This window comes from Bacillus sp. B1-b2 (genome assembly GCF_009183415.1).
Classification (GTDB): domain Bacteria; phylum Bacillota; class Bacilli; order Bacillales; family Cytobacillaceae; genus Niallia.
Window position 1 is genome coordinate 23,755 of record NZ_WEHU01000039.1, and the last position, 11,565, is coordinate 35,319.

Annotated in this window: 10 protein-coding genes and 1 riboswitch; of the genes, 1 reads left to right on the forward strand and 9 read right to left on the reverse strand. The window is 35.2% G+C overall.

The features are described from left to right. Positions 1 to 408: 408 nt before the first annotated feature. The 7 genes from F9279_RS22640 to F9279_RS22670 form a co-directional block, all read right to left on the reverse strand. The gene (locus F9279_RS22640) at positions 409 to 927 is read right to left on the reverse strand and encodes an acyl-CoA thioesterase (RefSeq protein WP_152116405.1); all 519 of its coding nucleotides are present in this window, start codon (positions 925 to 927) and stop codon (positions 409 to 411) included. Between the two features lie 63 nt (positions 928 to 990). Beyond that, on the reverse strand, positions 991 to 2,496 hold the full coding sequence (locus F9279_RS22645) for a sensor histidine kinase (protein ID WP_193224677.1): 1,506 nt from the start codon (positions 2,494 to 2,496) through the stop codon (positions 991 to 993). Then, positions 2,435 to 3,124: a response regulator transcription factor gene (locus F9279_RS22650; RefSeq protein WP_152116407.1), complete on the reverse strand. Its 690-nt coding sequence runs from the start codon at positions 3,122 to 3,124 to the stop codon at positions 2,435 to 2,437. Before F9279_RS22650 ends, F9279_RS22645 begins: the two co-directional genes overlap by 62 nt. Positions 3,125 to 3,583: 459 nt before the next feature. Further along, the gene (locus F9279_RS22655; protein ID WP_152116408.1) at positions 3,584 to 4,762 is read right to left on the reverse strand and encodes an ABC transporter permease; all 1,179 of its coding nucleotides are present in this window, start codon (positions 4,760 to 4,762) and stop codon (positions 3,584 to 3,586) included. Continuing rightward, entirely contained in the window at positions 4,759 to 5,460 is a 702-nt protein-coding gene (locus F9279_RS22660; RefSeq protein ID WP_152116409.1) for an ABC transporter ATP-binding protein, read from the reverse strand. The genes F9279_RS22655 and F9279_RS22660 overlap by 4 nt, the downstream gene beginning before the upstream one ends. Beyond that, positions 5,460 to 6,464, reverse strand: coding sequence for an efflux RND transporter periplasmic adaptor subunit (locus F9279_RS22665; RefSeq protein ID WP_152116410.1), 1,005 nt, complete (start codon positions 6,462 to 6,464; stop codon positions 5,460 to 5,462). Before F9279_RS22665 ends, F9279_RS22660 begins: the two co-directional genes overlap by 1 nt. 325 nt (positions 6,465 to 6,789) lie before the next feature. After that, a complete protein-coding gene (locus tag F9279_RS22670) occupies positions 6,790 to 8,019 on the reverse strand; it encodes a M20/M25/M40 family metallo-hydrolase (protein ID WP_152116411.1) in 1,230 nt (409 codons plus the stop codon). A 276-nt stretch (positions 8,020 to 8,295) separates the two neighbouring features. After that, positions 8,296 to 8,340, forward strand: a riboswitch (PreQ1 riboswitch). Positions 8,341 to 8,351: 11 nt separating this feature from the next. On the opposite strand from F9279_RS22670, the gene F9279_RS22675 reads away from it, so the two are divergent. After that, positions 8,352 to 8,840: a QueT transporter family protein gene (locus F9279_RS22675; RefSeq protein WP_152116412.1), complete on the forward strand. Its 489-nt coding sequence runs from the start codon at positions 8,352 to 8,354 to the stop codon at positions 8,838 to 8,840. Positions 8,841 to 8,873: 33 nt separating this feature from the next. Here the strand turns inward: F9279_RS22675 and F9279_RS22680 are convergent, their stop codons facing one another. Both F9279_RS22680 and F9279_RS22685 read right to left on the reverse strand, forming a co-directional pair. Then, positions 8,874 to 10,016 carry a toxic anion resistance protein gene (locus F9279_RS22680; protein WP_152116413.1) on the reverse strand — a complete coding sequence of 381 codons (1,143 nt, stop codon included), beginning with the start codon at positions 10,014 to 10,016 and terminating at the stop codon, positions 8,874 to 8,876. Further along, entirely contained in the window at positions 10,013 to 10,666 is a 654-nt protein-coding gene (locus F9279_RS22685) for a 5-bromo-4-chloroindolyl phosphate hydrolysis family protein (protein ID WP_152116414.1), read from the reverse strand. The genes F9279_RS22680 and F9279_RS22685 overlap by 4 nt, the downstream gene beginning before the upstream one ends. Positions 10,667 to 11,565 lie beyond the last annotated feature (899 nt).

Below are 11,565 nucleotides of genomic sequence, written 5' to 3' on the forward strand. Positions count from 1 at the left end.
TCAGAAAAGTTAATATTTTTTGACAATTTATTTCATGTTTCGAATTAATCTTCTATATTTTTAGTAAACACTCTATTTTTTTGTATGAAAGTATTCATTTTCTTTAAATATTCCGCTACAATAGTAGGTTTCTCTTTACTATAAATATTGAACATTGCAATTTTTATGGATGCAATGAATTAGAAAGTTTTGCATTAGAAGGAGAATATGGAGGGGATTTTTTAGAAATATGATTGTATTTCCACTTAAATTAAAAAAAATTTATATGCTATATGGACAAATGTTTATGTATTTTTCGCTTGCTATTAAATGATAGAAGCTTGCCGTTTCGGAGTATTATTTGGAAGGCTTTATTTATTGAGGAAAACAAAAAAGCCATGAGGTATTCCTCACAGCCATTTCTCTCTATTACCAAGGCATTTCTGTACTAATAACATTTGCAAAGGCTTTGCTATGTTCTCTTCGATCTTTTCTAATTTTCACACGCTGTTCAGCAGTATTATATAGCATTTGTTCTTCTTCTGATTGAGGAATTACCTTTGGAACTCTTCTCGGCTTTCCATCATCATCTAATGACACAAATGTTAAAAAGGAAGTAGCAGCTAAGTTTCGCTCTCCTGTTTTTAGATTTTCTGCAATGACCTTCACAAATACCTCCATAGAGGAATTACCTGTATGCGTCACATATGATTCAAGACATACAGAATCGGTTGGACGGATAGGCATTAAGAAATCTACAGAGTCTGTTGAGGCTGTTACTACATCACTTCTAGAATGTCTAGAAGCAGAAATGGAAGCTACATCATCAATATAACTCATCAGTTTACCACCAAATAGTGAGTTATGGTTATTGGTGTCAATTGGGAATATTCTGCTTGTTTTTACTACTAATGATTCTCTACAGTACTTTTGTTCTTGATTAGTCAATGAAACTTGCTCCCTTCTTCAGTCTCCTTTAAAAGAAGGCTATCTTTGTTCTTCTTGAAAATCTCAATATTTATGGATTAGTGGTATTTGTAATAAAAACATTGTAGAGCAACCATCAGACTGTTGTAAAGAAAGATTTCCTCCAAGTGCCTTAGCTAGTAGTAAGCTATAAGGTAAACCTAATCCTAAGCCTCTCTCCACATCTTTCTTATTCTTTCCGCGGTAGAACCTTTCGAAAATGAAATCTTGTTCTTCTTTAGGTATCCCATAACCATTGTCTTCTACTGTTACTAAGATATTTTTTTGATAATATCTTACTTTTATCTCTAATTTCGCTTCTTCTTTTCCTTTAATGGCATGTAAGCTATTATTTAATAAGTTAACCAGAATTTGCTGAAATCTTACACTATCAATCATTGCGTAAAGGGCCTTCTCGGAACTAACATAGGTTAAGCTGACAGAAGATAATGAATCACCATGTACGATTTCCCATTGATAGATAATTTCTTTTAAGATTGCTTGAACATTTGTTTCTTCTTTATTGACCTTAATAGAACCTGCACTAAAGCTATTAAAATTCAATAAGTCTTCCACCATACTTTGTAATCTGGCAGATTCCTTTAAACTCATAGTGAGAAACTCTTTCTTGCGATTTTCTGGTATAACATTATCATTAACGGCTTGTATAAGTGCACTAATAGAAGTAATCGGTGTTTTTAATTCATGTGTAACACCTGCTAATAGCTGTGTTCTTAAGCTCTCTAATGTATCTAGCCTTTTTGTCATCTCATTAAAGGATTGAATTAGTTGATATAATTCTTTTTCTTGAACATCATCATTCAAGGTAATACTATAGTCTCCGTTCATTAAACGCTGTGCTGCATTTGCTACCTCTTCTACTGGCTTAGCTAACTTTTTGGATAAAGAATAAATAACTAGCCACCCAAGAATGGCAAGGCTAATTAACAGCAAACCTAGCAGTTGATATTCTTCTTTATTCAAATGCTTTAACTCATTATGTGGTTGAATAATATATACTGCTCCAGTCACCTTTTCTTCGTCGTTCTTAATAGGAGCTATTACAACCGAGGCTTTTTTGTTATTCCATGTAGTGACCTTTTTTATAGTCAACTCTTCTTCCAATTGAAGAGATTTTATTAAAGATTCATTTTGGTTTAATTCTGAATTTGGCATAGGATTTGGTTCCTGGCTCACAGAACGAACAGCTCCAGAATTATCCTTTATATATACCTCTAATGGTTGACCAGGATTAATAAATTGCTGCCTATCCTGTAAAAATGGAAAGCGGATATCCTTCGCATTTGTATCTTCCATTTCGTTAGCATGCTCTGCTATTTCCTGGGCAACTAGCTTTGTTAATTCTAGCCTATTCTCTAGCGCATTATGACGAATCCAAATAATAGAAACTACCCCGATGATCAGTAACCCACCAATTAAAGTTAGTAGGTATCTCTTTGTCCAATAATAGAGAAGAGGTGTTTTTTCTTTATTTTCTTTCTTGAATATAGAATTGATAGCCGAGGCCACGTAGTGTCTTAATCTCTCCATCTTTTGGATCCCACCCATGTAGTAATTTCCTTATTCTTTTAATTGCTAAATCAACTGCCCGATCACTGCCATCATAATCGTTTCCCCAGACATGGTCGAGTAGCTGATCTCTTGTAAAGGTTTGATTTGGATTGCTCGCTAAGAACAACAATACAGATAAATCTCTTGGTGTAATAAGCACTTCAATTCCGTTTAAAAAAACTTGATGTGATACGTAATTAATTTTTAAATCTCCATAATATTTGATTTCATCATCTAATTGGTATTGTGGGGATCTTCTTAATACTGCTTGTACTCTAGCAATTACTTCTTCTGCTACAAAGGGTTTGGTAATGTAATCATCTGCTCCGCTTCCAAAGCCTTTTAGCTTTTGATCGGTATCGGATAATGCGGTTAACATGATTACTGGACAAGCTGATTTCTTTCGAATATGCTGTAGAACTCCCCACCCATCTATATGGGGCATCATGATGTCTAGTAGAATGAGAGATGGAATATACTCTTCTAGTTTTTGTATTGCTTCTTCTCCGTTATAGGCATAGGAAACAGCATATCCGGCATTTTCTAAATAGGCTCCTAGTACCATTGAAATGGCTAGTTCATCTTCTACGATTAGAATGTTTTTCATTCTTTTTCCCTTTTCTTTTTGGTGAATTTTAGTAAAAAAATCTTAACTTTATCCGTGTAAAATGGTTGTTATTCTTATAATGAGGTTGGTTGATTTCCGCTGACTAAGTTCGCTTTCCACTGGGCTCGCGCCGAGCCGCAGTCTGCCCTTTGGCCTGCAGGGTCTCGGACTGTCTCGCAGATCCGTAGGAGTCTCACCCCTTATGCTCCAATCAACCTGCAAAATATGTTTTTTTGCAACATAATTCTATATCACTAATTAAAGGTTTATATTAAGTCTATGAATTCAGTCTTCCCTTATTATATACATAAAAATGAAATGCTACCTATAATAAAAAAGGATCAGTAGCAGTTGATTGACATGAATCTATTGGATATCGGCTATATAGAAACTTTTAATAGCTAACATCTTAATAGATTCATTCTGCCAATTAACTGCTTTGACTGATCCATTCTTTTTTTATTGATATCTTAATGCATCTAATGGGCTTAGGTTTGATGCTTTGTTTGCTGGGAAGATACCGAATATTATTCCAATTAACACGGAGAAGCTTACGGAACCTCCAACTACCCACCATGTAATTTGGGAAGTCATATCTAATGTGGTTGATAATATTTCTGCACTTCCAATTCCTATAGCAGCACCAAGAATTCCACCAAATGCGCTAAGAACAACTGCTTCGATTAGGAATTGTAGCATAATATCTTTTTTCTTTGCTCCTATTGCTTTTCTTATACCGATTTCTCTTGTTCTTTCTGTAACAGATACTAGCATAATGTTCATAATACCGATTCCACCAACTATTAAGGAAATACTAGCAATACCTGCAAGTAATAGTGTCATTGTATTAGAAACCGAATCTAGCGCATCAGAAACATCTGATTGATTTCTTACAGTATAAGAAGTCTCATCCCCACCAAATTGGTTATATAACTCTTGTTCCATTCTAGCCATACCAATTTCAACAGAATCCTCATCTGTCATTAGTACTGTTGCTGAATTCACATATGTTTGACCGATAAAACGTTGAGCAGTTGTGAACGGAATGAGTACAGAATCATCAACAGATCCAGTTAATTCTTCCCCTTGCTCTGCTAAAACACCGATTACTTTAAAAGTAGTTCCATCAATTTTAACCGTCTGATCAACGGGATTTGTAAAGCCAAACAATTCTGTTGCTACATTTGCTCCAAGAACTACGACTTTATTACGGTTATCTAAATCAATATCCATAATATTTCTTCCTGATTGAAGCGTAATATCCTCTACTTTTTCATAAGAGGTAGTAATACCTGTTACAGAAACTCCCTCACTTGATGTGGTTCCATTCTTTAATGTACTCGAAGTAGATACTGTTGGCGAAACTGCTTCTACCTCTGATAAGTCTTCAAATGCCATTAATTCATCATAGCTAACTACTTCTTCGTCACTTGAATTCCCAGATATACTCACAGACACAGAAGTTGTTCCTAGTCCTGATATTTCATCAGATACGGAGGTAGAGGCTCCCATTCCTAATGAGGTTAATGCAATTACTGCTGCTACTCCAATAATAATTCCAAGCATTGTTAGAATAGCACGCAACTTATTCATTGTTATATTTTTAAAAGCTATTTTTACTGCTTGCCCTAATTTCAAGAGAATACAACCTCCTTCTCTTCTGCCAATACACCATCTTGAATACGAATGACTCTTTTCGCTTGTCTTGCAATTTCTAAGTCATGTGTAATTAATATAATCGTATGTCCTTGACTATTCAGCTCTTTGATCAAGTTCATGACCTCTACTCCTGTTTTACTGTCCAATGCTCCTGTAGGTTCATCAGCAAGAAGGATAGGAGGATTTCCAGCAAGAGCACGGGCAATTGCCACACGCTGCTGCTGTCCACCTGATAATTCTGTCGGTCTATGTCCTGCTCTTTCATATAAACCAACTTTCTTCAATGCACCTAAAGCTATTTCTTTTCTTTCTTTACTACCAATCCCTCTATAAACAAGCGGGAGCTCCACATTCTCGTAAGCAGTCTGTTTTGTTAATAGATTAAATTGTTGAAAGATAAAGCCAATCTTATGATTTCTTACTTCTGCTAATTGCTTATTTTTTAGAGAAAATACATTTTCTCCATCTAAGTAGTACTCACCAGAATCAGGGGTATCTAGGCAGCCAATCATATTCATTAACGTTGACTTTCCAGAACCAGAAGGACCAATGATGGCAATAAAGTCCCCTTTATTAACAGAGAAACTAACATTATCCAAAGCTTTAACTGTTTCTCCACCCAATGTATATTCTTTTTGCAAATTTTTTATTTCAAGAATTGTATTTTGTTCAATCATTAGTTTCTACTACCTCCCATTCCACCTGATGGCATTCCTCCACCTTGTCCACCGCTAGGCATTTGTCCACCACTCGGCATTTGACCTCCACCCGGGAACATACCTTCCTGACTAGAAGAATCACTAGAAGATTCAAATGTTGGTAATACTACTGTTGTGCCTTCCTCTAATCCACTTTTAATTTCAGCAACCTCTTCATTTTCTAAGCCTACTTCAACTGTTTGTTTTGTTGATGCAGCTTCTGTAGAACCATCTTCATTTGTTGCTGTGCCAGAAGATACTAATACATAGTACTCATCATTTTCTTTTTGTACTGCTTCTACTGGAACTGTAATAACATTTTCAGCACTTTCCGTAGTGATAGTTGCTTCTGCTGTCATACCAACTAATAGATCTGTTGGTTCATTAACAACCACTGTAACTGCATAAGTTGCGACACTTGAGTTTTCAGAGCTTGCCTCTTTTGCTACTGCTGTTACTGTTCCTGTGTATTCTTTATCTTCTAGTGCGCTCACTGATATGGTAGCTTCTTGTCCAACTTTTACTTTCGATATATCTAATTCATCTACATTAACTACCATCTCAAGATTACTATAATCCGTTACAGTAATAACTTCTGTTCCCATGGATACATTATCATCTGCTTCTACGTTTAATGCAGTGATTTCACCAGAGAAGTCAGCAACAATAGGATCAAGTGTATCATCTTCAAAAGTGACTAGCTCATCTCCCTCCGCTACTACATCTCCTACTGCTACTAGTACTTCGTCAACAGTTGCATTTCCTGAAGTAGTTAATGTTTCTTTATTAATAGTTGCAATACTCCCTGTTCCACTTATATCAATTTCTACATTCCCAACTTCTGCCGTAGCTGTTTGTGTTGTAGCTTGTGCATTAACTTGTTCTACATCTTCTTTTGTAAAATAGAAGTAAGATCCAATTCCTGTTCCAATTACTACAACTGTTATTCCACTAGCAATCCATCTCTTTACACTTTTTTTCATATTCCTTCTCAACCTCTTTCACATTCTATTTTTTATATTTTTATGCTTGTTTACTTTTGTCATTGCTTTCTACAAGTACTAGAATAAAAAATGAATGTGTCAGGAATAAGTCGGGAGAAATATTTTTTAAAAAAGAAAAAAGCGATGACTTGATGCCATCGCTTTAGAATTACTTTCTAATAGGGAGGTTGATTTCCGCTGAGTAGGTTCGCTTTCCACGTGGAGTGTGACGAGCCCCTTCCGCTCCAATCAACCTGCAAAAAATTCTATTTTTGCAACATAATTCTGAGTTTCTTTATAATCCTTTAAAAAAATGGGTACAATTCTACTTTTTTAATAATGGTTCTGTTTCTCCGTATACTCCTACTAACCCTAATATGGTTAAAAATAAATTTTGAGGTCCTAAATAGGCGTTTTTGGGATCAAAGTATTCTTCTAAAGTATGTATTCCACCGCACTCTCCTCCTGCACCTAGGGTTACTGCTGGTATGCCTAGAGATATAGGAACATTAGAATCTGTGCTTAGTGCATCTGCTAGAACTGGATTTAGTCCTAATACTTTGTTTGCTGCTAGAGCTGTTTGTACAATCGTTGCTTCGGAACTCTGTGTTCCAGGTGGTCGATTTCCTACTAATTTTATATCTACTTCTATCTTTGTTTTGGAGCTCTCCCATCTATCATTCTCTTCCTCTGCTGCTTCTTTGAAAATAGCTACTACCTTTTCTTCTAGCTTTAGTAGCTCACTTTGTGCGTTTGAACGCAAATCTACCATCATACTAGCTTCTTGGGCAATGGTATTAACAGAAGTGCCTCCTGTGATTGTTCCTACGGTAAAGGTTGTTTTAGGTTCTGTAGGAGTTTCTATATCGGCTATCTTACTAATGGCTCTTCCTAATGCATGTGTAGCACTAGGGATACCAAAGTCTCCGAAACTATGACCTCCTGAACCTGTATAGGTTACGTGATAACGATGACTTCCTGTTCCTAAGTATGTAATCTCTTCTGGAGTACCCGGCTCTAAGGAAAGAAATGCCTGAATATCTTCTCTATCTGCAAACAATCCTTTCACTCCTTTTAAATCTCCTAGCCCTTCTTCTCCCACTGTGGCTCCGAATATAATATCACCTTCAGTTTGGATATTCGTTTTTTCAAATGCTCTTAACACACTAAGAACGGCTGCTAACCCTCTTCCATCATCTGATATACCAGGAGCATATACCTTTCCATCTTTCCATTGTGCTTGAATTTGTGTACCTTCAGGAAAAACTGTATCTAGGTGGGCACATACGAATATTCTTGGTCCATTTCCCTTACCATGTCGAATTCCATATACATTTCCATGATAATCTTGTTCTATGCCTTGAAGTCCATATTCACTTAGTTTCTTTTTAAATACATTTCCTTTTTTCTCCTCCATAAAGGAAGGAGCAGGAACAAGCGTAAGTTCAATTTGCTCTTCTAATGTTCTACTATCATCCTCTTGTAAAAAAACTAAACCTTCCTTAACAAGAGAATGTCCCTTCAGTTTCCTTAGTACCTCACTCCACTTTTCCATTTTTCCCTCTCCCTACTTTTTAGAATATATTTATTTGTAAGCCCTCAAAGATAACCCTTAAATGATGATTAAACTTTATAAGGAGTTGCTTCTCTATGTATATTGTTTTATCGATATTAACAACTACGCCCAATTTATTATTAGAATAATTGAACTTTTCTAATAATTAAAATTATACTACTAAATATTATTCTCCTTTGCAACATACATATGTATAAAATTGCGATTTTTCTCATTGACAAAAGTTTAGTAGGTATTATAACATTAGTGTTTGTGTAAATCGTGGTTCGTAACCATCCCACGTAAAAAAACTAAGGGAGAGAAATAAAAGTATGAAAACAAAAACACTTGCGGTAAATGGCTTAGTTGCTGCTCTTTATATTGCTGTTACACTACTAATTGCCCCAATTGCATTCGGTAGCATTCAGTATCGCGTTTCTGAGTTATTTAACCATTTAGTAGTATTTAATAAAAAGTACATTTACGGAATTGTTGTGGGCGTATTTTTAGCGAACTTATTCCTATCTACTATGAAGCTGTACGATTTAACATTTGGAGTTGCACATTCTATCATCTGTCTAGCTATTACTATTGGTGTTAGTAAATATGTGAAGAATGAAGTAACACGAATGATTATTAATACACTAGTTTTCACTTTTAATATGTTTATCATTGCATACGCTCTACACCTAGCACTTGATTTACCATTTTTAGTAACTTGGGCTACAACGGCTATTGGTGAATTTGTTGTAATGGCAATTGGTATACCAATTATGTATATCTTAAATAAACGCATTTCTTTTGGAAAACTAGTAGACTAAAGAAAAAGGTTCACGAAAATGATTCGTGAACCTTTATTTTATATCTGTAGATGTATGCATTGATTGCTTCAAACTATCCTCACTTACTACAAGCTCTTTCTCAGCCTGACTTCTCTTCTGCCTGCCATCTTCTTGAATAGTTAGCGTCTCTTCTAATGAATCTATTAATTTATTCTGTGTTTGTCTTAAAGACTCAATCTCCAATGTGCTTAAATCACTCGACCCACCAAGTTGATTCATTTCCCTCGCATTACTATCAATGGTTCTGACAGAGGAACTCATTTGTTTTGTTGTTTCCAACGCATATCGTTGCCTTAAAAGAGTAAGAGCAATGGAAACTTGATTTCTCCATAACGGAATAGCTGTCATGATAGAGGATTGGATTTTATCAATCACAGTACGATTAGTATGCTGAATTAGCCTAATTTGCGGAGCTGTTTGCATCGTAATCTCTCTACTAATTTTTAGATCATAAATTCTTTTTTCCAGCAACTCTGCAAAATGAACAAGATCATTCACTTCTTGTTTTTTCATCCTGTCTTCTGATTCCTCTGCTTGACGCTTTAACTCTGGAATCATTTTCTGCGTCATTTCTTCGTACTTTAATTCAGCAGCAGCTATGTACACATTTAGATCTTGAAAATAAGACTTGTTGTTTTCATACAACTGTTCTAGTAAATGAATATCAGCAATAAGAACATTTTTGCTTCGTTCCAATCGAACACTCATCCGATCAATTTGCGCACTCGCCTTTTGATAATTAGATAATATTTCATGAACACTTTTAGAAGCTCTACTGAATAAACGTCGGAAAAAGCCTTGTTTTTTTATACTTAATTCGTCTGGATCAATTTCTTTTAACTTTTGCATTAAGTCTCCAATGACATTACTTACCTCGCCAACATCGTCCCGCTGCACATGTTCAATCATACTATGAGAGAAATGTAACAGTTTTTTCTGTGCTTGGGTTCCATAAGCTATCATAACTCTGTGATTGGTTGGATCTAGATTCTTTGCCATCTCAAGGGCTTCATGCTTTTTATCAGGTGGTAAAACATCAATAAGGCGAACAGATTGCACTGTTTCGCCTTTTTCTAACACCTTATAGTCACTCTCTGCTAAGGGATTAGAGAAAAAATCATCCATTAGAGACTTATGTTTCGTTTCATCTGTCATTTTGGCCGCCTGCCTTCATCTAACGTCTCACTATCGTCTTTCTTAGAAATATGCTTTACTACATCTAGTTCAAAATGCAAATCATCTATATCGTCTGATAGTATGTCATGAAGATCGTCTTCTACTGTTCGTGAAAGCTGGTCTAATGTTCTTCTTGTTTCATTAAGAGTAGCTTGTAATGCTTTATTTTTCCGCGGCTGTGCAGATAACATGGCATACTTTTCCGATATTTCTACAAGTGAGTCAAGATGAGAATAGTAGAATTTCTCTGCTTTATAAAATCGACGAGGTTCTTCTTTTGTTAATCGATAAATCTTCTTTGTTACTCGCATTAAATCTATTCTTTGTTTAAAAGAGGAAAAATGTCTAATAGAAAAAACATATTTATTTAATCTGCTAATCTTCTCGTTGGCTGTTTTTAATTCAGACTGTATAAACTTATATTCTTTTCTAGATAATCCTTGTCTCGTTTGCACTTGATGTTTAATGATACCATCTGTAATAAAATAAGATGCAGTGGAGGCACCTAAACCATACACAACAGATAAGGGAAACGAAACATCATAGCCTAGTAAGCTAACAATCCATGTTAAACCACCTATTGGTAAAGCAATACCTGTTCGTACCAGAATCATTAAAAATGTATTCACGCTAAATCGACTCCTGCCTTTATATTCCGTTTAGTTTATATACGTATCCATTCAAAAATTGTTTCATTTATTACTATCCATTTTACCTGAAGCTCTAGCCATTTTACTACGGACTTTAATTGGAAAGTTGTCTACGACCTACGACCTAATTTAAATTACCAGTTGTCCTTTATAAATTAAGTTTATGTGGATAAGCAGGAAATGATGATTGATACTTGTATTCTATCAAAAGGAGATTTGATGGGAAAGGATGAAGTAGCAAAAGTGAATATATTTTGGATTTTCACCAATAAGTACCGCACGTGAGAATATGACTATATCAGCTATTTTTGATTATGTTTATATTCTTCTATTTTTCTATATCTCGTGAGGATCTGCTATTATAGGATGGTGAGTTAGGTTGTGCTTCATCCTGTCAGACAAATAGCCGAAGAATTTCCAGTTAATCATTACTAAACATTAAAAACAGCTCCAATAGCCAGAGAATTTCCGACTAATTCCTTAAAATACGTGAAATTAGATGATTTTTCTTTACTTAACCGGAATATCTCCGCTTATTATTCTCATAATATGGTTCCATCTAGATTTAACCGGAAAATTTCCGCTTATTTTATTTGCTAATTATAAAAATCCTGGTTGCTAAACTAAATTTTTTTGCACCCTAGGATAGTTTTTTCCCCTCCTCGCTGTAAGCTTTTTGGAACCCTACGCATACCAGTTTTTATAACAAAAAAGCCACTCAAACAATCCGAGTGACTTTTTCTTAAATATAATTAACTCAACTTTCGCAGAGTGAAATCGGCAAATAAGACTTGATATAGCTTGGAAGGCCAGAGATCCACTGCTCAAGTTGACTTAGTATCAACTTTTTGATTTTCTTATTCGTCTGTTTTAGTGCG